The organism is Streptomyces avicenniae (assembly GCF_000719135.1).
Lineage (GTDB): Bacteria > Actinomycetota > Actinomycetes > Streptomycetales > Streptomycetaceae > Streptomyces > Streptomyces avicenniae.
In genome coordinates this window covers 242,101-266,749 of record NZ_JOEK01000004.1, presented here as the reverse complement: position 1 = coordinate 266,749, position 24,649 = coordinate 242,101, and the positions used below count along the sequence as shown (strand labels likewise).

Annotated in this window: 17 protein-coding genes and 1 pseudogene; 10 read left to right on the top strand and 8 right to left on the bottom strand. The window is 75.0% G+C overall.

What is annotated here, in order from left to right; translation table 11 throughout:
• Nucleotides 1-29 precede the first annotated feature (29 nt).
• On the top strand, nucleotides 30-1,559 hold the full coding sequence (locus IF27_RS09870) for a flavin monoamine oxidase family protein (protein ID WP_110945732.1): 1,530 nt from the start codon (nucleotides 30-32) through the stop codon (nucleotides 1,557-1,559).
• A gap of 6 nt (nucleotides 1,560-1,565) precedes the next feature.
• On the opposite strand, the gene IF27_RS09865 is transcribed toward IF27_RS09870, so the two are convergent.
• Entirely contained in the window at nucleotides 1,566-2,300 is a 735-nt protein-coding gene (locus tag IF27_RS09865) for an LmeA family phospholipid-binding protein (protein WP_052849053.1), read from the bottom strand.
• Nucleotides 2,301-2,482: 182 nt separating this feature from the next.
• Between IF27_RS09865 and IF27_RS09860 the strand changes: the two genes are divergently transcribed.
• Both IF27_RS09860 and IF27_RS31805 read left to right on the top strand, forming a co-directional pair.
• Nucleotides 2,483-3,172: a response regulator transcription factor gene (locus IF27_RS09860; protein ID WP_052849052.1), complete on the top strand. Its 690-nt coding sequence runs from the start codon at nucleotides 2,483-2,485 to the stop codon at nucleotides 3,170-3,172.
• A complete protein-coding gene (locus IF27_RS31805; protein WP_052849051.1) occupies nucleotides 3,169-4,548 on the top strand; it encodes a sensor histidine kinase in 1,380 nt (459 codons plus the stop codon). Before IF27_RS09860 ends, IF27_RS31805 begins: the two co-directional genes overlap by 4 nt.
• A gap of 44 nt (nucleotides 4,549-4,592) precedes the next feature.
• On the opposite strand, the gene thrS is transcribed toward IF27_RS31805, so the two are convergent.
• Nucleotides 4,593-5,816 (bottom strand): threonine--tRNA ligase, encoded by a 1,224-nt coding sequence (thrS, locus tag IF27_RS09850; RefSeq protein ID WP_052849087.1) that lies wholly within the window; start codon nucleotides 5,814-5,816, stop codon nucleotides 4,593-4,595.
• Between the two features lie 281 nt (nucleotides 5,817-6,097).
• On the opposite strand from thrS, the gene IF27_RS09845 reads away from it, so the two are divergent.
• Both IF27_RS09845 and IF27_RS09840 read left to right on the top strand, forming a co-directional pair.
• Complete coding sequence (locus tag IF27_RS09845) at nucleotides 6,098-6,790, top strand: VOC family protein (RefSeq protein ID WP_052849050.1); 693 nt, start codon at nucleotides 6,098-6,100, stop codon at nucleotides 6,788-6,790.
• 277 nt (nucleotides 6,791-7,067) lie between these two features.
• A pseudogene (locus IF27_RS09840) lies at nucleotides 7,068-8,252 on the top strand (glycoside hydrolase family 18 protein); the annotation flags it as partial.
• A 106-nt stretch (nucleotides 8,253-8,358) separates the two neighbouring features.
• On the opposite strand, the gene IF27_RS09835 reads toward IF27_RS09840, so the two are convergent.
• Nucleotides 8,359-9,186 (bottom strand): NAD(P)H-binding protein, encoded by an 828-nt coding sequence (locus tag IF27_RS09835; protein ID WP_052849048.1) that lies wholly within the window; start codon nucleotides 9,184-9,186, stop codon nucleotides 8,359-8,361.
• A gap of 580 nt (nucleotides 9,187-9,766) precedes the next feature.
• On the opposite strand from IF27_RS09835, the gene IF27_RS09830 reads away from it, so the two are divergent.
• Nucleotides 9,767-11,665 carry a ricin-type beta-trefoil lectin domain protein gene (locus IF27_RS09830; RefSeq protein WP_052849047.1) on the top strand — a complete coding sequence of 633 codons (1,899 nt, stop codon included), beginning with the start codon at nucleotides 9,767-9,769 and terminating at the stop codon, nucleotides 11,663-11,665.
• A 48-nt stretch (nucleotides 11,666-11,713) separates the two neighbouring features.
• Here IF27_RS09830 and IF27_RS09825 read toward each other — a convergent pair whose 3' ends face one another.
• The 3 genes from IF27_RS09825 to IF27_RS09815 are packed head-to-tail and all read right to left on the bottom strand — an operon-like array spanning nucleotide 11,714 to nucleotide 13,586.
• Entirely contained in the window at nucleotides 11,714-12,247 is a 534-nt protein-coding gene (locus IF27_RS09825) for a DinB family protein (protein WP_052849046.1), read from the bottom strand.
• A 41-nt stretch (nucleotides 12,248-12,288) separates the two neighbouring features.
• The gene (locus IF27_RS09820) at nucleotides 12,289-12,738 is read right to left on the bottom strand and encodes a nucleoside deaminase (RefSeq protein ID WP_052849045.1); all 450 of its coding nucleotides are present in this window, start codon (nucleotides 12,736-12,738) and stop codon (nucleotides 12,289-12,291) included.
• Nucleotides 12,735-13,586 carry an LLM class flavin-dependent oxidoreductase gene (locus IF27_RS09815; protein ID WP_052849044.1) on the bottom strand — a complete coding sequence of 284 codons (852 nt, stop codon included), beginning with the start codon at nucleotides 13,584-13,586 and terminating at the stop codon, nucleotides 12,735-12,737. Before IF27_RS09815 ends, IF27_RS09820 begins: the two co-directional genes overlap by 4 nt.
• Nucleotides 13,587-13,679: 93 nt before the next feature.
• Between IF27_RS09815 and IF27_RS09810 the strand changes: the two genes are divergently transcribed.
• From IF27_RS09810 to IF27_RS09800, 3 genes are all read left to right on the top strand, one after another.
• Nucleotides 13,680-14,126, top strand: coding sequence for an Lrp/AsnC family transcriptional regulator (locus tag IF27_RS09810; RefSeq protein WP_052849043.1), 447 nt, complete (start codon nucleotides 13,680-13,682; stop codon nucleotides 14,124-14,126).
• Between the two features lie 148 nt (nucleotides 14,127-14,274).
• Nucleotides 14,275-16,011: a hypothetical protein gene (locus IF27_RS31800; protein ID WP_052849042.1), complete on the top strand. Its 1,737-nt coding sequence runs from the start codon at nucleotides 14,275-14,277 to the stop codon at nucleotides 16,009-16,011.
• Entirely contained in the window at nucleotides 16,008-21,218 is a 5,211-nt protein-coding gene (locus IF27_RS09800; RefSeq protein ID WP_190232887.1) for a hypothetical protein, read from the top strand. Before IF27_RS31800 ends, IF27_RS09800 begins: the two co-directional genes overlap by 4 nt.
• A gap of 7 nt (nucleotides 21,219-21,225) precedes the next feature.
• On the opposite strand, the gene IF27_RS09795 is transcribed toward IF27_RS09800, so the two are convergent.
• Nucleotides 21,226-22,158, bottom strand: coding sequence for an S-4TM family putative pore-forming effector (locus IF27_RS09795; RefSeq protein ID WP_223290982.1), 933 nt, complete (start codon nucleotides 22,156-22,158; stop codon nucleotides 21,226-21,228).
• A 216-nt stretch (nucleotides 22,159-22,374) separates the two neighbouring features.
• Here IF27_RS09795 and IF27_RS09790 point away from each other — a divergent pair, with 216 nt between their 5' ends.
• Nucleotides 22,375-23,517 (top strand): glycerophosphodiester phosphodiesterase, encoded by a 1,143-nt coding sequence (locus IF27_RS09790; RefSeq protein WP_052849039.1) that lies wholly within the window; start codon nucleotides 22,375-22,377, stop codon nucleotides 23,515-23,517.
• A 58-nt stretch (nucleotides 23,518-23,575) separates the two neighbouring features.
• On the opposite strand, the gene gap is transcribed toward IF27_RS09790, so the two are convergent.
• Nucleotides 23,576-24,583 carry a type I glyceraldehyde-3-phosphate dehydrogenase gene (gene gap / locus IF27_RS09785; protein ID WP_052849038.1) on the bottom strand — a complete coding sequence of 336 codons (1,008 nt, stop codon included), beginning with the start codon at nucleotides 24,581-24,583 and terminating at the stop codon, nucleotides 23,576-23,578.
• Nucleotides 24,584-24,649 lie beyond the last annotated feature (66 nt).

Below are 24,649 nucleotides of genomic sequence, written 5' to 3'. Positions count from 1 at the left end.
CGGTGGGCGTCACCGGCGGGGCGGGCACGATGCTCGCGACCATGGGCGCGCTGGGGCTCGCGCCCACCGCGCGGGCGGCGGAGGTGCCCGCCTACCGGGCGCCGAGCCCGGGCGACTTCTCGCTCACCGGCAGGGCGGCGGCCAGCGTCGTGGTCGTCGGCGGGGGAATCGCCGGGCTCACCACCGCGTACGAACTCGGCAAGGCGGGCTACGACGTCACGGTCCTGGAGGCGCGGGAGCGCACCGGAGGGCGCAACTTCACCGTACGCGGCGGCGACACGACCACCGACACGCTCGGCCAGCGCCAGACCGCCCGCTTCTCCCGGGGCCAGTACCTGAACGCGGGCCCGGCGCGGATCGCGCAGTGGATGCTGACGATGGACTACTGCCGCGAACTGGGCGTGCCGGTGGAGGTGTTCACCAACGCCAACGCCGACGCGTACGTCTTCAACGCGGCGGCGGGCATGACGGCGCCCGTCCGCCACCGCACGGCGAAGGCGGACGTGTACGGGTACGTCTCCGAGTTGCTGGCGAAGGCGACCGACCAGGGCGCCCTGGACGCGGCGCTGACGGCGGACGACCGGGAGCGGCTGCTGACGTTCCTGCGCGGCTTCGGCTCCATCGGCGGCCGTACGGACGGCTGGCGCTACACGGGCGGCGGGCGGCGGGGCTACGCGGAGGACCCCGGCGCGGCGGGCACGCCGGGCACGGTACTGGGGGACGTGCCGGACGTGTCGGAGGTGTTCGCGTCGGGCGTGGGCCGGTACCTCTCGTTCGAGCTGGGGTACGACCAGGCGATGCTGATGTTCCAGCCGGTGGGGGGCATGGACCGCATACCGGAGGCGCTGGCGCGGGCGGTCGGCGGGCGGAGGATCAGGACGGGCGCGCAGGTCACGGACATCACGGGCAGCGCGGACGGCGTGAGCGTGACCTACCGTTCTGGCGGCCGTACGCGCCGCGTCACGGCGGACTACTGCGTCGCGGCGCTGCCGCCCAACATCCTGGCGCGCACGGGGCACAACCTGGGCGCGGCGGTGCAGACGGCGCTGGAGGCGTGCGTGCCGTCGTCGGCGGGGAAGATCGGCCTGGAGTACCGCAGCCGGTGGTGGGAGACCGGGCACGGGATCTACGGCGGCATCACGGAGACGGATCTCGACCTGGCGCACATCTGGTACCCGTCGCACGGCTTCCTCGGGGAGCGGGGCGTCGTCGTGGGCTACTACAACACGGGGGCGGCGGCGGACGCGTACGGGGCGCTGACGCCGCGTGAGCGGGAGGCGCGGGCGGTCGCGCACGGGGTGCGCATCCACGGGGACGTCTACCGTACGGAGCTGGCGTCGTCGTTCTCGCACCACTGGCGGCAGACCCCGCACGTGGAGGCGGCGTGGCACAGCCTGCGGGGCGGGCCCGACGCGCCGGTGTTCGCGGCGCTGAACGAACCTGCGGGGCGGGTGTACTTCGCCGGTGACCATCTCAGCCATGCGATCGCCTGGCAGCACGGGGCGTTCGCCTCGGCGCGGAAGGTCGTGACGCAGCTGCACGCGCGGGTGCTGGCCTGAGGTGCGTCATGCGCCGCCCGGGGTTTCGAGGCGGGTGGGTCCGCCGTCCAGGACGACGTGGATCCCCTCGTCGGTGACGCCGACCGTCGTGGGGCGCAGGCCCAGGGGGTAGGCGCCGTCGCCGCCGAGGTCGCCGATGCTGTCCGCGATGCGGTCGGTCGTCCCGGCGGGCAGGGGGATGCCGAGCACCTCGGCGCCCGCGACCTCGGTGGACACGCGTCCGTCGCGCAGGACGGGGCGCAGCGTGACGTGGCCGAGGCCGCCGTCGCCGAGGGCGACGGTCAGGGTCCCGGCGGCCGGGTCGGCCGTGACGTCGCCGACCGGCAGGCCACGGTCGCCCGACCGGGCCGCCCGGCCGATCGCCGCGGTGGGGACGGTCACCTCGGCGTGGGTACGGGCCGCGGTGGCGCCGGGGCCCGCGGCGCGGACGTCCTCGGCGCGTGCCTGGACCCGGACGCCGCCGAGCCGGCCGACGGTCGCGGCGTCGCCGCTGACCTCGATGTACGGGAGGCGGCCGGTGACAGCGGCGGCGAGGGCGAGGCCGCCCGTGCTGACGTCGGCGCCGTCGCCGAGGGAACGTTCCGCCGCCTCGGCGATCCGGCGGTGGAGCACGGTGCGGGCGAGGACCTCGGCGCCGGTGGCGAGCAGCAGGAGCGCGGCGAGGACGACGGCGGTCACCCGGACCGTGCGGCGGCGGGGGCGGCGCGCCGGGGCGTGCGGGGTGGCGGCGGCTGGGGTCATGGCGGCGGTCCTCGTGGGTGGGGTCTCGTGGGTGGGAACGGGGCGGCGGAGCGGCTGCCAGCCTGGGGTGCGGATGCCTGGATCGTGTTCGCCGATTGTTCGGGGAAGGTAAGGGCGCGCCGCGGTGCCGAACGGCGGGGTGGTGGCGGTCGTAGCATCGAGGCGGCCGACGAGGAGGTGCCGTGGACGGGGCGAAGGGCCTTGTGCTGATCGTGGAGGACGAGCGGCACATCACCGACCTCCAGCGGCTCTACCTGACGCGTGAGGGCTTCGGTGTGCATGTGGAGGGTGACGGCCCGGCCGGGCTGGCGGCGATCCGCAGGCTGCGGCCCTCGGCGGTCGTGCTGGACATCGGGCTGCCGGGTCTCGACGGCGCGGAGGTGCTGCGCAGGCTGCGGGAGGACGGGGACTGGACGCCCGTGCTGCTGGTGACGGCGCGGGACGAGGAGACCGACCGGGTGCTGGGGCTCGAACTGGGCGCGGACGACTACGTGACGAAGCCGTTCTCGCCGCGCGAGCTGGTGGCGCGCGTCAAGACGGTGCTGCGGCGGGCGGCAGGGCCGCCGGGTGAGCGGCTGCGCACGGTGGGGCGCATCACGCTGGACCCGGTGCGGCGGACGCTGCTGCGGGACGGGCGGCCGGTCGAGGTCACGGCGACGGAGTTCAACCTGCTGGCGCACCTGCTGCGGCATCCCGAGCAGGTGTTCACGCGCGAGCAGCTGCTGTCGCAGGTGTGGGGGTACGCGGACTACCGGGGCGGCCGGGTGGTGGACGTGTACGTGTCGCAGCTGCGCGCCAAGCTGGGGGACGCGAGCCCGATCCGCACGGTGCGCGGCGTCGGGTACAGCGCGACCGGCTCCGCGCGGTCGTGACGGCGCGCGGGCGCGGCTCGCTGACGCGGGCGGTCGTGCTGCTCACGCTGGTGGTGGCGGCCGTGGCGATCGCGCTCACCGGTCTGTCGGCCTGGCGGGTGGTAGGCGGCACGACGGAGGCGCTGGAGCGGGAGCAGTTGGCGCGCCGGGCCGAGGTGCTGAGCAGGACGCCTGCCGTCTCGGGCCTGCTGCTGGACCGTGAGCGGCGGATCGCCGGGTCGGACGGGAGCCGCCTCGCGGTGGTGTCGCCTTCGGGGGAGGTCACGGGACCGGCGGCCGGGGCGGTCGGGGAGGGGACGCGTCGGCGGCTGCTCGACGGGGAGGCCGTCGCGACGACGGCCGAGCTGGACGGGCAGCGGGTCCTGCTCGCGGGGCACCCTTCAGGGGACGGCGGGGAGCGGGGGGCGGTGGTGTTGACGCAGCCGTTCACGGAGGTGGACGGGGCGACGGACCGGATGCGGGCCGCGCTGGTGCTGCCGCTGGCGGCGGGGCTGCTGGGGGCGGCGGGCGCGGGGGCGCTCATGGCGCGGCGGCTCGCGCGGCCGATCGTCGTCGCGGCGGGGACGGCGCACCGGCTGGCGGCGGGCGAGCGGGGGCTGCGCGTCCCGGCGGGCGGGCCTGCGGAGTTGACGGAGCTGGCGGAGGCGCTGGAGGCGCTGGACGCGGCGCTGGCGCGCAGCGAGGGGCGGCAGCACGACTTCCTGCTGTCCGTGTCGCACGAGCTGCGGACGCCGCTGACGACGGTGCGGGGGTACGCGGAGGCGCTGGCGGACGGGGTGGTGGCGGAGGGGGAGGTCCCGGCGGCGGGGCGGACGCTGCTGGCGGAGACGCGGCGGCTGGACCGGCTCGTGAACGATCTGCTGGACCTCGCGCGCATGGACGCGGACGACTTCGGGCTGGACCTGGTGGCCGTCGATCTGGACGCGCTGGTCGGGGACGCGGCGCGGGTGTGGGGGCGGCGCTGCGCGGAGCGGGGGCTGGACTTCCGGGTGGAGCGGCCGGGGTGTCCCGTGGTGCTCGTGACGGACGGCGCGCGGGTCCGTCAGCTGATCGACGGGCTGGCGGGGAACGCGCTGCGGGTCACGCCCGCGGGCCGTCCGCTCGTCCTGGCGCTGTACGAGGCGGGTGGCGCGTGGTGCGTGGAGGTGCGGGACGGGGGGCCGGGGTTGACGGAGGAGGACGCGGAGGTCGCGTTCGTGCGGGGCGCGCTGCACGCGCGGTACCGGGACGTGCGGCCGGGCGGGAGTGGGCTGGGGCTGGCGATCGCGTGGCGGCTGGCGACGCGGCTGGGCGGGACGATCACGGCGCGGGGCGACGCGCCGGAGGGTGGGGCGCGGTTCACGGTGACGCTGCCGGGGGCCGCGGCGGACCGGTAGTACGCGTCGGGGTGCGGGCGCGTACCACCGGTCCCGGGGCCCGATCAGGCGGCGTCGTCCCACAGCGCGGTGCCGTGCGCCGCGACGAGCGCGCCGATGCGGGCCAGCGCGTCGGCGGCGGGCAGCGGGCCGGGGCGGCGTCCGTCGCGCAGGCGCAGCGAGAGGCTGCCGTCGGCGGCCTCGGCGGCTCCGGTGACGGCGACGTACGGCACCAGCCGCGCCTGTCGGACGCGCGCGCCGAGGCTGCCGCGTCCGGGTGCCAGGGTCTCGGCGCGCAGGCCGAGGGCGGTGGCGCGCCGTGCGAGGGCCTCGGCGTACGGCAGTTCGGTGTCGGAGACCGGCAGGACGGCGAGCTGGACGGGCGCGAGCCAGCCGGGGAACGCGCCGCCGTGCCGCTCGATGAGGTGCGCGACGGCCCGCTCCATGCTGCCGACGACGCTGCGGTGCACCATGACCGGGCGGTGCTTCGCGCCGTCGGGGCCGGTGTAGGTGAGGCCGAACCTCTCCGGCTGGTGGAAGTCGATCTGCACGGTGGAGAGGGTGAACTCGCGTCCGGCGGCGTCCTCGACCTGGACGTCGATCTTCGGGCCGTAGAAAGCGGCCTCGCCCGGCGCCTCGTCGTAGGCGGTGCCCGACGCGTCGAGGACGTCGGCCAGCAGGGCGGCGGCCCGCTCCCACGCCTCGGGGGAGGCGGCGTACTTCCCGCCTGGGCCGGGGAGGGAGAGGCGGTGGCGGGCGGCGGTGATGCCTGACGCGGCGTGGGCGCGGTGGATCATGGCGAGGGCGGCGGCGGCCTCGTCGGCGGCCTGTTCCGGGGCGCAGAAGACGTGGCCGTCGTTGAGGTGGATGGACCGGACGCGGGACAGGCCGCCGAGGACGCCGGAGGGTTCGGAGCGGTACATGCCGCCCAGTTCGGCCAGGCGCAGGGGCAGGTCGCGGTGGCTGCGGGGCCGCGAACGGTAGATGACGGCGTGGTGCGGGCACATGCTGGGGCGCAGGAGCATCTGTTCCGCGCCGAGGGTCATCGGGGGGAACATGTCGCCGCTGTAGTGGGACCAGTGTCCTGAGATCTCGTACAGCTCGCGCTTGCCGAGGACGGGCGAGTACACGTGCCGGTATCCGGCGCGCCGTTCCTCGGTCCTGATGTACTCCTCCAGGGCGTGGCGGACGGCGGCGCCGTCCGGGAGCCAGAACGGCAGGCCCGCACCGAGCAGGGGGTCGGTGTCGAACAGGTCGAGTTCGCGGCCGAGCCTGTGATGGTCGTGCATGGGGTGGTCGTGCATGGGGTGGTCGTGCATGGGGTCTCCTCGCGGAACGGTGAGGCGAGTGACCGCACGGCGAAGCCCCGGGGCACTCGCCCCGGGGCTTCACTGGTGGACTTCGGTCAGCGCGCCGGGACGGTCTCCGGCGTCGTCGTCATCCCGATGCGCTTCATGGCAGGACCGTAACACCGGCCGGGGCGCGGGCGCATGGGCGTTTCGCGGCGTGACGGCGGAGGCTCGACGGCGGACCAGGGGAATTGTCAGTGGCGGCTGCCAGGATGGCCCGCATGGACAGGACATGGGGACGGCGGGAAACCTCGGACGCCGTGAGCGGCGAGGGGTGGCGGTATCTGCTCGGGGCGCTGCGCGCGTCCGTGCGGGTGGGGTCGCTGGCCGAGGGGATACGGGCGGCGGCGGACGCGGCGGCGGTGTGCGGGGAGGACGCGGACGGGCATCTGCGGGTGGACGTGCGGGCGGAGCGGGTCGTCCTCACGGTGCAGACGTTCGCGCGCGGCGTGCTGACGGCGCGGGACGTCACGCTCGCGCTGGCGGTCTCAGGGGCGCTGCGTGAGGCGGGGTGGACGACGGTGCCCGAGGTCGGGACGGGCGCGGCGCGGTCGGTGCAGCAGCTGGAGATAGCGATCGACGCGCTCGACATCGGGGCGGTCCGGCCGTTCTGGCGCGCGGTGCTCGGGTACGTGGGCGAGGCGGGGGCGGAGGGCCCAGAGGACCCGCTCGTCGATCCGGTCGGGGAGGGCCCGGCGATGTGGTTCCAGCAGATGGACGCGCCGCGTCCGCAGCGCAACCGGTTCCACATCGACGTGTGTGTGCCGCACGACGAGGCGGCCGGGCGGATCGACGCCGCGCTCGCCGCAGGGGGCCGTCTGCTGTCCGCGGCGCGCGCGCCCGCCTTCTGGGTGCTGGCCGACGCGGAGGGCAACGAGGCGTGTGTCACGACGTGGCAGGGAAGGGGGGACTGACGGGCGCCGGGCGGGAGTTGCCGGGCCGGGGGGCCGATCCTGCTGTGGTACAGACCTCTTGACCCGTGGTCCAGACCATTCTACGCTCGCGGCAGCCGTGATGAGCGCAACATGACAAAGCATCCCCCCACCGCGCTCAGGTGGACGGCGCGGCTCCCCCACAGCTCGTCCCACCGATTCAGGGAGTACTTCCTTGCGATCATCCTCCTCGTCCGGGCAGACCGGACGGCCGCGCCGCGCGCGGCGCCTGATCACGTTCCTGGCGGCGCTTGTCCTGCCCGCCTCCGCGTTGGCCGCCCTCTCCACCCCGGCCCAGGCCGGTACGGAGACGGCGGCGCCCCAGCCCGCCGCGGGCCAGGTGAACCTGGGTTATTTCGCCGAATGGGGCGTCTACGACCGGGGTTACCACGTCAAGGACATCGTGGACTCCGGCTCGGCCGAGCAGATCACCCACATCAACTACGCGTTCGGCAACGTCGTGAACGGTGAGTGCACCGTGGGCGACGCGTACGCCGCCTACGAGCGCACCTACTCCGCCGCCGAGAGCGTGAGCGGTGTCGCCGACACCTGGGACCAGCCGCTGCGCGGCAACTTCAACCAGCTGCTCCAGCTGAAGGAGCGCTACCCGCACATCAAGGTGCTGTGGTCCTTCGGCGGCTGGTCGTGGTCCGGCGGCTTCACCGAGGCCATGCAGAACCCCGAGGCGTTCGCGCAGTCCTGTCACGACCTCGTCAACGATCCGCGCTGGGCCGGGGTGTTCGACGGCATCGACCTGGACTGGGAGTACCCGAACGGCTGCGGCCTGACCTGCGACACCAGCGGTCCGCAGGTCTTCGGCGACATGATGCAGGCGTTCAGGTCCGAGTTCGGCGACCAGCTGGTGACCGCCGCCATCACGGCGGACGCGTCGGACGGCGGCAAGATCGCGGCGGTGGACTACGCCTATGGCGCCGAGTACGCCGACTACCTGGCGGTGATGACGTACGACTTCTTCGGCGCGTGGGCGGCGACCGGGCCGACCGCGCCGCACTCGCCGCTGACGACGTACGACGGCATCCCGCAGGACGGCTTCACGAGCGACGCGGCCGTCGAGGCGCTGCTCGGTCAGGGCGTGCCCTCGTCCAAGCTCCTGCTCGGCATCGGCTTCTACGGCCGGGGCTGGACGGGCGTGACGCAGAGCGCGCCGGGCGGCACGGCGACCGGCGCGGCGCCGGGCACGTACGAGGCCGGTATCGAGGACTACCGCGTGCTGGAGACCGCCTGCCCGGCGACCGGGACCGTGGCGGGTACGGCGTACGCGCACTGCGGCAACCAGTGGTGGAGCTACGACACCCCGCAGACGGTGCTGGGGAAGATGGAGTACGCGAAGGCCGAGAACCTCGGTGGCGCGTTCTTCTGGGAGTTCTCGGGCGACAGCGCGGACGGCGACCTGGTGGGCGCCATCCACGACGGCCTGAACTGACCCGTCAGGAACCGCGTCCGGGGGGCGGCACCGTCCGCCGCCTCCCGGACGCCCGGCATCCGTGACCGTGCGCCCGGCGTCGAACGACCGCCGGGCGCACGGCCGTTCAGGAAGCAGCGCCCAGGGCGCGGGTGACGGCCTCCTCCAGGCCTGTCGCCGGGCGGCCCAGGACCGCCCGCAGGTCGCCGGTGCGCCGCTCCAGCGCGCCGGAGCGGACGAGGCCGTCGAGCCAGCCGCGCGGCCCAGGCGCGGGCTCGTCCCGCTCGACGCGCGCGACGGGCGTGCCGCTGACGCGCGAGAGGGTCAGGGCGAGCTCCGGCAGGGTCCACGGCTCGCCGGTGAAGTCGTAGGCGCGGCCGAGGTGTCCCTCCTCGGTGAGGACGACGGCGGCGGCCTCGGCCAGGTCGGCGCGCAGCGCGGTGTTGAGGCCGCGCCCGCCGGTGCCGTCGATCAGCTCGCCCGCGGCGACGGCCGCGCGCAGGAGCGGCGCGTCGAGGTACGCCTCGCTGTAGAAGGGGTGGCGCAGCACGGTGCGGGGCAGGCCGCTGTCGTGCAGGGCCTGCTCGGTGGCGTGGTGGGCGTCGGGCACGCCGGGGCGTGGGGCGTCGGAGCCGAGGAAGCTCGTGTAGACGACCGAGCCGACGCCGGCGGCGCGGGCGGCGTCCACGGCCGTCAGGTGGTGGCGGGTGCGGCGCTCCGGGTCGAGCTCAGGTGAGGAGATGAGGAGCAGCCGGTCCGCGCCCGCGAAGGCGGTGCGGAGGCTGTCGGCGTCGTCGTAGTCGCCGCGCCTGAGGGTGACGCCGCGCGCCGCGAGCTGCGGGGCGCCGGACGGGTCGCGGACGGCCGCGACGACCTCGGCGGCGGGAAGACGGGTGAGGAGCCGGTCGATGACCAGCCCTCCGAGTGCGCCTGATGCGGCGGAGACGATGATCACGTGGCTCCTCGGGGCCGCCACCGGCCCCCTGGGTGGCAGGTACGGGTGCACCCTCACCGTGGTGGGCGGGCCGCGTCAAAGCGTTTTCCCGCGCCGTGGCCCGGCGCCGCGCGCCGGGCGCCGTCCTGCGGCGGCGCCCCCGCGACGCCACCTCGGACAGAACCTTTCCATAAGCAAATACGCACCTGTGCGACAGCACCGGTGAGCGGAAGGGTGAGGCGCAGCGCGCCGCCGCACGCTGTGGTCTGGACCTTTCCTTCCCAGGAGGCTAGAGCCCGCGCGGCATGGCCGTCAAGAGAACGCGCAGACCCGCCATCTGTCAGGCAGTAAGCCCTTGTTCCGGATGCCGGGAGGCTTGACGCGGGCATGTCTCGCGCCTTGAATCACGCCTGAAGGAAAGCGGCGGGGGCCGCCCGCGCCCCCGCATCCCAGCCCCCCGTCCCCCTCCGCCGTTCTCCCGAGGACACTTCGCGAACGCATCGCGCACTGTTCGCCACCGGACGGAGGCCGTGCTGCCCGCCGTCGCGGGGAGACGGGACGGGAGACACCAGAGAGGCAGGACGCCTTGAGACCGGCCCCCATGTCCCTCCCCCGGCGGCACCCGCTCGCCGCGCTCGGCGCGGTGCTGCTCGCCCTCGCCATGCTCCTGATCGCCCCCGGCATGGCCCCGAGCGCCGCCGCCGCCGGGGAACGCGTGGACGTCTGGCTGACCACCACCTCGGACTCGGGCGGACGCAACGTCACCCGCGGCCTCCAGCAGCAGACGCCCCTCGCCTTCGGCCCGGCGGGCGGCTCCGCCAACCACACCATCACCGTCAACGAGAACACCCGCTACCAGTCCTTCGAGGGCGGCGGCGCCTCCATCACCGACACCACGGCGCACCTGCTGCGCGGCGGCGCGATCAGCGCGGCCACCCGCGACGAGGTGATGCGCAGGCTGTTCTCCCCGACCGACGGCATCGGCCTGTCGTTCGTGCGCAACCCGATCGGCGCCTCCGACCTGTCGCGCCCGGGGAACGTGTCGCTCGACGACACCTGCTGCGACCTGAACGACTTCGGCGCCAACGGCTACGACACCAACGTCCGGCTGCTCACGGGCCAGGCCCAGCAGCTCAACCCGGCGCTGCGGGTGAAGGGCGTGCCGTGGAGCGCGCCCGGCTGGATGAAGGACAACGGCCGCATGGACCAGATGGGCTGGCTGCGTTGGGAGCACTACCCGACGTACGCCCAGTACCTGGTCAGGTACGTGCAGAGCTACCAGTCCGCCGGTATCCCGGTGGAGTACATCTCGGTGCAGAACGAGCCCAACTGCTGCCAGGCGGGCAACCCCACCGCGATGAACTACCCGGGGATGAGCTGGAACGCCTCGGGCCTCACCGAGTTCACCAAGAACTTCCTGTACCCGGCGTTCCGGGCGGCCGGGATCACCACCAAGGTCCTGATCCACGACTGGAACTACGGTGACTGGGGGCAGATCGGCCAGGCCATCCTCGCCGACCCGGCCATCCGCAACGACCCGTTGTTCGGCGGCGTCGCGTGGCACGGGTACGGCGGCAGCCCGAGCGTCGGCACGCAGGTCCACAACCAGTACCCGAACGTCCCGCAGTTCAGCACCGAGCACTCGGGCGGCACGTGGGTCGGCAACCAGCACAACGAGGACCTGAACGACATCGTCAACTACACCCGCAACTGGAGCGGCAGTGTGGTCAAGTGGAGCCTCGCGCTCAACCAGAACATGGGCCCGCACAACGGCGGTTGCGGCACCTGCACCGGCCTGATCACCGTCCAGGAGGGCGGCCCGCGCGCCGGTCAGGTGGACTACACGATCGAGTACTACACGACCGGTCACCTCACGAAGTTCGTGCAGCCGGGCGCGCAGCGCATCGACTCGACCGCCAACGGCACGGTGCAGAACGTCGCGTGGCGCAACAGCAACGGCACGAAGGCACTGATCGCGCACAACGGCGGCACCTCGTCGCAGTCGGTGCGCGTCAACTGGGGCAACCAGTCCTTCACCTACACGCTCCCCGCCCGCACGACGGCGACCTTCACCTGGTCGGGGTCGCAGGCGGGCGACGGCGGCGGCCCGTCGGGCGGCGGCACGTTCACCGGCCTGGCCGGGAAGTGCCTCGACGTGGCGGGTGCCTCGACGGCGGACGGCACCCCCGTCCAGCTCTACTCCTGCAACGGCTCGGAGGCGCAGCGCTGGACGATCGGCACGGACGGCACGATCCGCGCGTTCGGCAAGTGCCTGGACGTGAGCGCGGGTTCGACGGCGAACGGGGCGCAACTACAGCTCTACACGTGCAACGGCACAGGGGCGCAGCAGTGGTCGTACAACGCGGCCACGCGGGACGTGGTCAACTCGGCGGCTGACAAGTGCCTGGACGTGACAGGCAATTCGTCGGCTGACGGCACCCGTGCGCAGATCTGGACCTGCACGGGCGCGTCCAACCAGAAGTGGACCTACAACGCGTGAGTGAGGCCCCCTTCCCCCCGGGCGATCCGTCCCGGGGGGAAGGGGCGGTCACCTGGGGTGTCGTGCGCCGTCCTGCCAGCGGTGGAGGTCGCGCAGCAGGCAGATCTCGGCGCCGTGGTGGATCAGCTCCCTGTTGACGTGCAGGACGATGCCCTCCATGGGGAACTGCTCGGGGCCCACGGCGGGCGGAGCGTCCAGGTCGGCGTCCGAGAGCCGGCGGACCCCGGCGTCCCATCTTTCGTACATGGCGTCGAGCTGGGCGAGCGCCTCGTCGGCGGTCCCCGCGTAGGGGAAGGACGCGGAGTCGATGTCCTGGCCACCGAAGTGCCATCCGACGCGGTAGCCCAGGCACGAGACGACGAGGTGCGCGAGCCGCCAGGCGATCGTGGTCACGGGCGCGGGCTCCGGGGCGGGGGACGCGAAGTCCATCGCCCACCTCCCGGAGCCCACCGGGCGGACGCTCCAGCAGCCGCGCACCGGCTCCCAGAAGTACTCGTCGTCGGCGAGACCGTGGAGCCGTGGCCGCACGTTCTTGCGCCAGTGCCGGTCCAGCTGGTCCGCCAGCCGCTCGCTTCTCGTCATCGCCGCACCCTACCCGCGCCGCGGATCGGGCTCGGAAGCCGTCAGCGGTAGTAGCCCTCGACGACGGCGCCCGCCTCGTCGCGCAGCGCGGGGCCCGCCAGGCGGAGCGCGGGGGGCTGGGTCGGGGGCTTGAGGGTGAGCAGCTGCTCGGTGGACAGGGCGAAGACGACCCGGCCGAGGAAGGACCGCTCGATCGCGCCTGCGCACATGCCGCACGGCTGGCAGCTCGTGTACATCGTGGTGCGGGCGGCGGCGTCGGGGTCCAGCTCGCGGCCCGCCCAGACGGCCAGCTTGAGTTCGGGGTGCAGGGAGATGTCCTTCTCGCTGACCGTCGTGTTGTGGGCCTCGGCCAGGATCTCGCCGTCCGGGCCGACCAGCAGCGAGCCGAACGGCGGGTCGCCGCCCTCGCGCGCCAGCGCGGCGAGTTCGACGGCGCGGCGCAGGTACGGCTCGTCGGCTGCGGTGACGGCCTCGGGGGTCTGCGGTGTCATGGACGCTCCAGTGCAGGAAGGTGGTGGGCGACCTCGGCGACGGCACGCCACGCCGCCTCGGGGTGCAGGGTCTCGTCGGGCCCGCCGTTGAACGGGTCGAGGAGCACGGTGTCGGGGTCGAGCTTCCGCAGCCGTTCGAGGTCGGCCACGATCTGCTCGATGGTGCCCTCACCGGCCAGGCGGTCGGGCCCCGTGACCGGTTCCTCGGTGAGGCGCAGGGCGATGCGGGGGGCGAAGGCGGGGGCGGGACGTCCCAGTTCCCGGGCGGTCGTGCGCATCCGCTCGGCGGCGGTGTCGAGCCAGTCGGGGGTGTTGCGCAGCGGGTGCCAGGCGTCGCCGAGGCGGATGGCGCGGCGCAGTCCCGCCTCGCTGTTGCCGCCGACCCAGACGGGGATGTCCCCGGCGCGGTAGTCGTCCTGGTCGGCCCAGGCGGCGCGGATCGTGCGCAGGGCGTCGTCCGACAGCCTGCCGCGCTCGGCGAAGGGGACGCCGAGCGCTTCGAACTCCTGCCGTGCCCAGCCCGCGGCGACGCCGAGGACGAGCCTGCCGCCGCTGAGGTCGCTGAGGTTGGCCGCCATCCGGGCGACCAGCAGCGGGTGGCGGTAGGGCAGGATCACGACGGTGGTGCCGAGCCGGATCCGCTCGGTGATCCCGGCCATCCAGGCGAGGGTGGTGAAGGGCTCGTAGAACGGCGCCGAGTACTGCTCGGTGACGTCCGGCGTCAGCACGACGTGGTCGGAGAGGGTCAGCAGGTCGAACCCGTGGCCCTCCACGCGCCGCGCCCAGTCGCGCAGGACGCCGGGGTCGGTGCCCGGCCCGAAGTTGGGGATGTTCACTCCGATTCGCACCAGGTGAATGTATCCGGGGCGCGTGGCGGGGCTGAAGGGATTCTCCACGGCATCGCGGGGATCAGGGGAGGGATCTGCCGGTATTTTGGACGGATGGCCGAGACTCTCGATCCGACGGACTGGACGATCCTGGCGGAGCTGCAACGGGACGGCCGTGTGCCGCTGACCGAGCTGGGGAAGCGGGTGCGCCTGAGCGCCTCGGCGGTGACCGAGCGGGTGCGGCGGCTGGAGGCGCTCGGGGTGATCACGGGCTACCGGGCGCAGCTCGACCTGACGCGGGTCGGCTACCCGGTGCTTGCGGTGGTCAGGCTGAAGTACCCGGGCAGCCGCCACCAGCCGCTGCACGCGCTGCTGGGCGAGCGCGCCGAGATCCTGGAGTGCCTGCGCACCACGGGCGACGACTGCTACGTGCTGAAGGTCGCCGCCACCTCGATGGCGCACCTGGAGAAGGTGGTGGACGAGCTGGCCGGATTCGGCAGCACCACGACCAACATCGTCTACAGCCAGACCCTCCCGTACCGGGGGCCCGCCCGCCCCTGAAGGCCGCCCGGGCGGCGGCCGGATCACGCCGTGCCGCGCCGTGCCCCGACCGCTCCCCCATCGATACCGACCGTCCGCGTACGGCGCGCTTGCGAGGGGTATCACGTGCAGTGCGCGGGGGCGCGCATCAGGGCGAAGGGGGCGCGGGATGGCCGATACCCATCTGTCGGACACGCCGGGGGGCGCGGACGGTCCGTCCGCTCACGACCTGGCGGTGACGGAGGCGGCCCGGGCGCACGGCCCGGAACACGCCAGGACGCTCGCGGCGCGCGTACGCCGCGCGGACGCCCTGGGCCAGGCGGGGGCGGCGTGGCGGGCGGTGGCGGAGCTGCGCGAGGTCCTGGACGTCGAGACGCGGGGCGGCGGCGCGGCGGGCGCCCGTGCGGTCAAGGCCCGCGCGCGGCTGGTCCATTGGCAGGTCGCGGACGGCCGGGCGGACCAGGCGCTGGCGACGATGGAGGAGCTGCTGGCGCTGCAACTCGCCGCGGAGCGGCCCGACCGGAAGGCGCTGTTCGACACGCGGTCGCGCATCGCGGACCTGCGGGGCAGCACGGGTGACGCGCGCGGCGCCGTGGCGGAGCTGCGCGCCGTCCTCGCCTGGCTCACCGCGGACGACGCGACGGCCGGTGAGGCGGCGCCCGCCGGTCGGCAGGTCCTGGCGACCCGCCGCAGGCTGGCGCACTCGCTGGAGGCGGCGGGCGACCTGGCGGGGGCCGTCGAGCAGTGGGGGCTGCTGGCCGAGGGGTACGACGCCGCCCCCGACGCGGCCCGCGCGTCCGCCGCGCGCGGGCAGGCCGAGCTGCTGCGGGCCCGGATCGCCGGGGCCCCAGGCCCGGCGTACGAGGCGTTGACGGGGCCGCCGCGGCTGGAGCTGCTGGCCGACGCGCCGCCCGGCGCGGCCGACGCGCTGAAGGCCATGGGCCGCATGGCGCAGGAGTGCGCCACCTCCCCCGGCGTCGTCGCCGCGTTCCGGGGCATGATCGCCCGCTGGCAGGCCGGTCTCGCCCCCGACGCGCCGCCGGTCGTCACCGCGCGGACGCACCTGGCCGAGGCCCTGGGCCAGGCCGGGGACCGGGGCGCGGCGGCCGACGAGCTGACGGACCTCGTGGACGTCCTGCTGGCCGCCGCACAGCCCGCGCCCGCCCTGCTGTACGCGGTCAGGCGGCGCCTGGCGCACTGGCAGGAGGCCGCCGGTGACCACCGGGCCGCAGCCGCGACCGTCGCGGCGGCCCTGGACACGCAGCTGGAGCACTCCGACTCCTCGCACCCGCACGTCCTCGCGTTACGCGCCCGGCTGGCGGACATCCACATCCGCGCGGGCGATCCGGCGGCCGGGGCGAGGGAGTTCCGCCTCCTCATCGCCGCGGCCACGCGGATCCAGGACGCCAACTCGCCCCAGGTGCTGGCCCTGCACCGCCGCCTGGCCACCGCTCTCGTCGCCGCAGGGCGCCCGGCGGAGGCCGCGGGCGGTCTGCGCAAGGCCCTGGCGACGTGGACGGCCGAGCACGGCCCGGACAACGCGGAGGCCACCGCGCTCCGCCGCAGCCTCGCGTTCGCCCTCGAAGCGGCGGACGACCGGGCGGGCGCGCTCGGCGCGCTGCGGGAGACGTGGCTGCGGGAGGAGGAGCGCCGGGGCCCGCGGCATCCCGTGACGCTGGCCGCGCTCCGTTCGCTGGCGCAGGCGGAGCACAACGCGGGCGAGTTCGACACGGCCATCACGCACCTGGCGGAGCTGCACGCGCGCCGGTGCGCCGCGGTGGGCGAGGAGCACCCGGACGCGCGGGCGCTCGCCGAGGTGGTCGCGGAGTGGCGCGGGAGCCGGGACAGGGACGTGGCGCGCCGCGCCCGCCGGTCAGGCGGCGGCGGACGGGGGAACCCCGCGTGAGCCCGCAGGGCGCGGCGGCGGACCCGCGCGACGGCCTCGACGACCTGTTCGACGCCCCGGTCGCCGCCGGGCTGCGCGCGTACTGGGTGGGGCGGGGTGTCACGGTACGGGCGCAGGCGGAGCCGTGGCGGCGCTACGGGCACAGCGGCGCCCTGCTGGGCCTGGTGGTGCTCGGTCACGCCGACCGGGGCGACGAGCGGATCGTCGTGAAGGTCCTGCCCGCCGGGCCCGACACCCGGGAGACCGACCGGCACGACGAGGCGTACGCCGACGCGCCGGAGTTCACCGAGGCGCACGTCGTGGCGCAGGCGTACCCGCCCTACGACCTGCCGGACGACGGCCGCCGGGTGATGTTCCAGCGGCTGCCGCCCGCCGCGGCGGAGGTCATGCCGCTCGGCGCGGCGCTGAACGGGGAACTGGCCGTTCCTTGCGGGGAGTTGGTGACGTCGCTGCTCGCGTCGTGGAACCCCGACCGCGCCCTGCGGAGCACCACGGTCGGGGAGTTCCTGACCGCCGAGCTGCGCTCGGCCATGGAGCCGGGCCGCTCGGCGCGCGCGTGGGCGGGCGAGGTCCTCATGGCGGACGTGGGCGCGGGCCCGTGGATCAGGGACGAGGACGAGCCGGACGTCATCCTGCCGAACCCCGCGCTGATCACCGCGCCGGGCAACCCGGTCGGCGGGATCGCGCTCGACTGCTTCACCGGGCGGACGCACGGGGACCTGCACCTGGAGAACGTGCTGGTGGCCCAGCGCCTGGGCCGTCCCCTGCCGGGCCACCACTGGCTGATCGACCTGGCCCACTACGCGCAGGACGTCCCGCTCAGCCGCGACACGGCGGCGCTGGTCCTCGCCCTGGCGGCGCGGCGCGTCGCCGACCCGGGGATCGGCGCGGGTGAGGCGCGGGCGCTCATCGACGTCGTCGTCGATCCGCGGCATCCGGCCGGTCCCGGTATCGGTGCCGGTGTGGTGGACGCGATCCGGGCGGTGGACGCGGCGTGCGAGGCGGAGCTCCCGGGCGACCGGGCCGTGTGGCGGGCGCAGTACCTGTGGTCGGTGGTGGCCGGGGCGCTGGTGCACACCTCGTACGAGGCCGCGGGGGAGCGTGCCCGCTGGTGGTACTCGCGGCTCGCCGCCCACGCGGCGCGCGCCGCGCTGCGGGAGGCGGCGGCGCGGGAGCCGGGCGCCCTCCTCCCCACGCCACCGGCGGAGGGGGCGATACCCGTCGTGGGGCCGCGCACGGCGGCGGAGGACCGCGACCGCCGGACGTCGGCGCCGCTGCTGCGCACCCGGGCCGAGGTCGTGGCGTCCGTGCGCGGCCGGGCGCTGCTGCCCGACGAGCTGCCGTTCTTCACCCGCAAGGCCACCCTCACGCCCGAGGAGTTCGTCCCCAGGCCGGAGGGCGACCAGCTGCCGCTGGGCGTGGTCCTGCTGAGCCCGCCGGGGACGGGCAGGTCACGCTGGTGCCTTGAGGTGGCGGAACGGGCCGAGCGCGCGGGCGGTCCCGTCCTGTTCCTCGGCGGGATCGACGGCGGCCCCGCCGAACTGCTGCCGGTGTCCACCGACATGGTCGTCGGGGAGCTGGCGGAGGCGCTCGACCGGGACGCCGCCCCGCAGGACGGCGCCGCGCCCGCCGCGTCCCGCACGGCGCTGCTCGTCATCGACGGGCTCGACCGCTTCCCCGGGCTCGACCTGCCGGGGCTGCACGACGCCCTGGTGGAACTGGCGTACCGGGGCAGGCCCGTCGCCGTGCTGGCGACCTCCCGGCAGGGCTCGCACTGGAACTCACAGCAGAGCAGGGGCGCCGCGGCGCTGCTGCCCGTCGAGAAGATCCTGCCGTACGCGCCCGAGCACCGGCGGCCGTTGCTGCGCGCGGTCCTGCGGGCGACGGCGCCGCGTGCGATGGAGGCGCTGGGCGGCAGCGCCCTCCAGGCCCTGCTGGGCAACGATCCCGCCGCGCCGCTCGCGCCCGGCGCGGCGGCGATGTGGTCAGGGCTGCTGGAGCGCGCCGCAGGGGAGGCGGGCCCGGAGGGCGGCGTGTCCGCGCTCGTGGCGGAGCCGCTGCCAGAGGCGGTGCACCGGGTGCTCCAGGGCGCACCGTGCGAGGACGCGGCGGGCGGGCGGCTCGTGCTGCTGCCCATGGCCGCCGTCCTCGCGGCGGCTCCGCTGCCGGAGGCACGCCTCGCCGCCGTCGCGGACGCCGCGCTGCACGGGACGGCGTCCGCCCTGGAGCTGGCCGCGCCGCGCGGGGGCGCGGAGATCGTGCGGTGCCTGCGCGAGATCGGCCTGCTGAGCCCCGCCGGGGCGTCCGCGGACGACGTGCTGGCCGTCCCGCACCCGCTGGCGTGCGACGTGTTCCTGGCGTACGCGACCCGTCGCGGCGGCGAGGGCCCCGGGCTCGACCAGGTCCTCGACGCGGTGGGCGGGGACGCCGGTGCCATCGCCAACACGGCGGCCTCGGTGGCGCGTTGGTACCCGGTCGCGGACACGAGGACGCGTGAGCGGTTCGACGAGCAGGCCGGGCTGTGGCTCGAGAAGCACGTCAGGACGCTGGGGCTGACCCTGGCCGCGGCCGACCCGGGCGGGGGCAGCGTCCTTGAGTTCCTGCTCTACACGCGCCCGTGGCACAACCTCACCTACGTGCACTGGAGCGACCTGGCCGGTCCCTGGTTCGAGCGGGCCACCGCGTCGCGCGTCGATCCGACGCTGCTGGCCCGGGCGCTGTACGAGGACCGCAACGAGGACCGCTCGCGGATCATCGGCCTGGCACTCGGATGGCTGGAGCGGCACGCCGAGGAGCAGGTGGCGGCCCCCGTCCTGCGCTGGCTGCTGCGCCGCCACGAGACGCGCGGCACGGTCAGGGACCGCGCGCTCGCCCTGGCGGACAGGTTCCTGCGCGCCAACCCGGACGTACGGCCCAACCACGTGCTCGCGGCGGCGCTCGTCCAGCACGGCACCGACCCTGGGCGCACGGGTCCGCTGGCCGCGCGGGCGCTGGCGGAGCTGCGCGAGGAGCCGGGGGCGGAGACCAACGCGCCCCTGCTCGCCGTGCTGCTCTCGCGGCGCGACACGGAGGAACGGGTCCTGGACGAGGCCCTGGGCATGGCGACGGCGCACCTGGCGCGCCACCCGCTGGCCCCCTCGTCCAACGAGGTGCTCAAGTGGCTGCTGGTACGCCAGGAACTGCCCGCCGCCGAGCACCGCGCGGTCATGGCGACGGCGGACGCCTGGCTCGCCGCCAACGGCGGTCACCCGCACGCGGCGCACGTCCTGTCCGGCGTGTGGCTGGACGCGCGCGGCACGGCGGCGCGCCGCCGGACGGCCGCCGCGCTGGCGGTGGACTGGCTGGAGGCCCACTGGCGGCGGCGGCCCGCGATCTGGGTGCTGACCGACCTGATGTACGCCCACACGGACCACGCGGCCGACACGGATCCCGAGCTGGATCTTGAGCTGATACCCGACGCCCTGCGTCCCCGCATCGCCGCGGTGACCGTCACGTGGCTCCAGCACTGGGAACGGGAGGACGTCACCCCCGACACCGTCGCCAAGGTGCTGCGCCTGACCCGCCGCACCCCGGCCGCGCGGGAACTGGCCCAGGCGATGCTGGTCTGGGTGCGGAAGTACGCCGGGATGAAGAAGGCGTTCCCCGCCCTCAGCGCCGTGCTCGACGTGTCGGACCAGGAGCCCTCGCTCGCCGCCGAGGCGGTGGGCACCTCGCTGAAGTGGCTGAAGGCGCACGGCGGACAGGTGGACGCCACCGTCGTGCTCCAGAAGCTGCTGCGGGTGGACGGCCTGAAGGGGGACGAGGCGCGGGCCGCCTACGGGCACACGCTGAGCTGGCTCGACGCCCACTTCGGGCACGCGACGGACGTCCACGTGGCCCGCTGGCTGCTGCTGGCGTTCAAGCGGCAGGCGCCGGAGCCCGAACAGCTCGCGGCGGCCGTCACCCACGTCCTGGCGCTGCTCGACCGCCTGCAGGGCGCCCGGTCGGTCTCCCCCGCCGCGCTCAACGTCCACCTCCCGATGCTCCGCGCGGCCCTGGAGCGGCAGCCCGACCCCGAGCAGACCGAACTGCTGCTCGACCACGCCTGGTTGCTGCTGGTCAACACCGCCCTGAGCGGCCAGCGCGGCATGCTGCTCCAGTCGCTGCTCGGCCCCCGGAGCCTCCCGGCGGACTTCGTCGCGCGGGTCGTCGCCTTCGCGCTGCCCTGGCTGGACGCGCTGGCGGGCACGGAGCAGGCCGGTTACGCCCTGAAGGGGCTCGTGCGGCGCAAGGAGATCAGGGCGGGGACCAAGGAGTTCGCCCGGGTGTGCGCCGCCGCGCGCGTCTGGCTGGCCGCGTTCCCCGAGCACCCGGAGGCCGGTTCCCTGGCCGCGAGGCTGCTCCTGCGCGACGGCGCCGACGCGCAGACGCGGCACGACGCGATCGACGCGGCCACCGCCTGGCTGGCCACCGGCCCCGGCGTGGCCAAGGCGGCGCCGGTCCTGTCCGTGCTCCTGCCGGTGACGCCCCCGGGCGACGACCGGGCCGCCGCCTTCGCGTGGGGGCTGCTGCGGGAGGGGCCGCCCTGGCAGCGGAAGGTGCAGCTCCTGAGCGGCCTGCTGCGCTGCCCGGCCGTCACCGGGCAGGCGGGCGCCCAGGCGAGGGAGGACGCGCTGTCGCTGGTCGCCGACCACCACTACGAGCGGCATCCGGGCATCCTCATGCAGGCCCTGCTCGAACGGGACGACCTGGACGAGCAGCAGGAGCGGGACGTCATGGAGCACGCGCGCGGCTGGTGGAACCACCACCACGAGCTGGCGTCCTCCCCCTACCTCGCCGCGGCCATGTTCGCCCGGCCCCGGCGTCTGAGGCTGCGGCTCGGACACCGCACCTGGGAGGAGCGGATGGTGGACGACCTGGTGGACTGGCTCGGCGCCGAGCCGTCGGGCGTCCGCAACGGCACGCGCGGCTCGCTGCCCACCGCCGTGCGGCTCGTCGTGGAGCGGCGTCCGAGCCCCTGGCAGAAGCGCGAGATCGCCGAGCGGGTGGACGCCTGGCTGACGGCGCGTCCCGGCGATCCCGAAGGGCCGGAACTGGCCCGCACGGTCGTGGCACTGGTGGACGAGGCCCACCGCGCCGACCCGTTCGGCGCGGGCCTCGGCGTGGAGCCCGACGTCCTCGACCGGCTGCGGGCGGCGGCGCGGGAGCCGGACGGCGAGGCGGCCTGACGGCGGGTCACACGCCGGTGCGCCGGTGGAGGTCGGCCAGGGCAGCCGCGAAATCGGCGCGGTCGGCGCCGTGGAAGCGGTTGAAGAACCAGTTGGGCACCCGCACGTGGGCCAGCCGGGTCTGGAGCAGCACGTCCTGCACCTGCCGCGACAGGTCGAGCAGTTCCGCGTGCCTGGCCGGGCGGGAACCGTCCGCGACGTACGCCTCGATGCGGTCGGACAGTTCGCGGTGCGCCCGCTCCCGGGCCTGCGTCGTGTCGCGCTGCGCGCGGAAGGTATCGACGCCGAGCAGCAGCAGGCCGAGCGACGGGACGAACCACGCCGTCAGCACGTCCGACACGCTCAGGCCCGCCGTGACGCCCACCAGCACGCCGGTCGCGCACCAGACCACCAGGCCCCACTGGATCGCGTTCGCGTACCGGCGGCGCACCCGCGTGCCCCAGCCGAGGTTCTGGAGCTGGCAGGCGAGCACGTCCAGCGGGTGCGGCAGGGCGTCGATCTCGTAGTAGTCGCGCAGCCGCGACTCGTCGCCCTTGTACAGGCGGGCGAGGCGGCTGATCTCCTGCGGCTCCGGCTGGTCGCCCGCGACGGCACGGTTCCACGGCAGGCCGAACAGCTCGGTGTCGAAAGCCTCCTGGAGCACCGCCGCCCGGCGGAACGCGCTCGTGGACCACTCCCCCGCCCACAGTGTGTAGACCACCGCCCACAGCGCGCCGAGCAGACTGACGGTGCTGTTCGTGGACGGCACCAGCAGGGCGAGGATCGCCCCGCCCGCCAGCAGCGCGGACGCGGTGAGATGCAGCCCCGCGAGCCGCTGCGCCTGCCGGTGCGAGGTGGACGCGGCACGCAGCAGCGTGAGCATCCCGGACTCGTTCTGACGGCTCAATATGTCCCCGGCCACCGGCGTTCCCCCCGTACTTCCCCGCCCTTCCCCGCACATCGGCGAAGGGCGCGCGGCGGTGAGCGGGCCCCTCACCCCCTTTGTGTCCACCCGTTCCGGCGGCTACTCCTGCGCGCCGCCGCCGGTGCGGGACGGCGGGCGTGTCGAATCGTCATCCGGCCGTCATCGCGTGAACGCGCCAGGAGCCGCCGCCGTCCACCGTCGGCCCGCATATTCGTGCGCGTCTCCGCCCTCCTCCCGACAGAGAGGCGTCCCATGCCCCGCTCCTCCCGGACCACCCGCTCCCTGCGCGCGCGCCTGTACGGGCTCGCGGCGGCCACGCTCGCCGCCGTGTCGCTCGCGGCCTCGGCCGGGGTGACGCCCGCGTCCGCCACCGGGCACGGCCACGGCCACGGCCGTGGCGGCTTCGACCTCCAGGCGCACCGCGGCGGGATCGGGCTCGTCGTGGAATCCACGCTGGCGTCCTTCGCGAACGCGCTGGAGCTGGGCGTCACGACGCTCGAACTCGACGTGCAGATCACGCGGGACGGCAAGGCGGTCGTCACGCACGACCGGCGGATCGCCGCCGCCAAGTGCCGCGACACGCGCCCGGCGTTCCGCGGCGACCCGCAGTACCCGTACGTCGGCAAGTACATCGTGGACCTGTCGCTGGCCCAGGTGCGCACCCTGGACTGCGGCTCGCAGACGCTCCCCCAGTACCCCGGGCAGGAGGCCAGCCCCGGGGCGCGGATGCCGCTGCTCACCGAGGTGTTCGCGCTCGTGGACCGGTACCGGGCGCGCGGGGTGCGGCTGAACATCGAGACGAAGGTCGAGGCCGCGGCCCCGCACGAGACGGCGCCGCGCGAGCAGTTCGTCCAGGTGGTGGCGCGCGAGGTCAGGCGGGCGCGGCTGCTCGACCAGGTGACGGTCCAGAGCTTCGACTGGGGCGCGCTGATGCGGATGCGCGAGGTCGAGCCGCGCCTGCCCGTCGTCGCGCTGACGAACGGGCAGCAGTTCCTCCAGGTGGGCCAGCCGGGCGCGTCGCCGTGGCTCGGGGGGATCGACATCGACGACTTCGACGGCAGCCTGGTGGACGCGGCGCGTTCGTTCGGCGCGTCGGCGATCTCCCCGGTGCACGGGGACCCGCAGAACGGCCAGGTGGGCGACCCGGGTTACGTGCCGTACGTCACCGAGGAGCTGGTGGACGAGGCGCACGCCGCGGGGATGCGCGTCGTCCCGTGGACCGTCAACGACGCGGCGACGATGCACAAGCTGATCGACGACGGGGTGGACGGCATCATCACCGACTACCCGGACCGGCTGCGCGACGTCATGGCGGAGCGCGGTCTGCGGCTCCCCAGGGCGTACCGGGACCGGCACGACGGGTGGGGGCACCGGTCGGCGGTCGCCGGTCGCTGACGCGGCGTGGGCCGGTGTCCGGGGGCGGGTGCCCCGGACACCGGTGTCGCGGGGCGGGTCAGGCGGTGTCGCGGGCCAGCAGTTCCAGCGTGTCCACGACGCGGTGGGAGAAGCCCCACTCGTTGTCGTACCAGGCCACGACCTTGACGTGCCGTCCCTCGACGCGCGTCAGGGGCGAGTCGAAGACCGCGGAGGCCGGGCGGCCGGTGATGTCGCTGGAGACCAGCGGCGCCTCGGAGTACTCCAGGACGCCCTTGAGGGGGCCGTCGGCGGCTGCGCGGTAGGCCGCGAGGACGGCCTCCCGGGTGACGTCCCGGGCGACCGTGGTGTTCAGCTCCACGAGCGAGCCGACCGGGACGGGGACGCGGATCGAGTCGCCCGACAGCCTGCCGTCCAGCTTCGGCAGCACCAGGCCGATGGCCTTGGCGGCGCCGGTGGTGGTCGGCACGATGTTCACGGCGGCGGCGCGGGCGCGGCGGGGGTCGCGGTGGGGCCCGTCCTGGAGGTTCTGCTCCTGGGTGTAGGCGTGGACGGTGGTCATGAAGCCGTGCTCGATCCCGGCCAGGTCGTCCAGCACGGAGGCCAGCGGGGCCAGGGCGTTGGTGGTGCAGGAGGCGTTCGAGACGATCCGGTGCCTGGCCGGGTCGTACGCGTCGGTGTTCACGCCGTAGGCGAGGGTGACGTCGGCGCCCGCGGAGGGCGCGCTGACCAGGACCCGGCCCGCGCCCGCGGTGAGGTGGGCCTTGGCGGCGTCCGCCGAGGTGAAGCGGCCGGTGGACTCCAGGACGAGGTCCACGCCGAGGTCCGCCCAGGGGAGGCGGGCGGGCTCCCGTTCGGCCAGCACCGCGATGCGGCGTCCGCCGACCACGAGCGTGTCCCCTTCCGTGGTGACCGGCTGGGCGAGACGTCCGAGCGTGCTGTCGTACTCCAGCAGGTGCGCCAGGGCCGCGGGGGCGGTCAGGTCGTTGACGGCGACGACCTCCAGGTCGCTGCCGCGTGCGAGCAGCGCCCGGAGGGTGCCGCGTCCGATACGGCCGAATCCGTTGATGGCGATGCGGGTGGTCATGGACGGCTCCTTTCGTTCCTCACTCCATGCTCGACTGCCGGGCCACGGGCGGACAGTGGCCTGGAT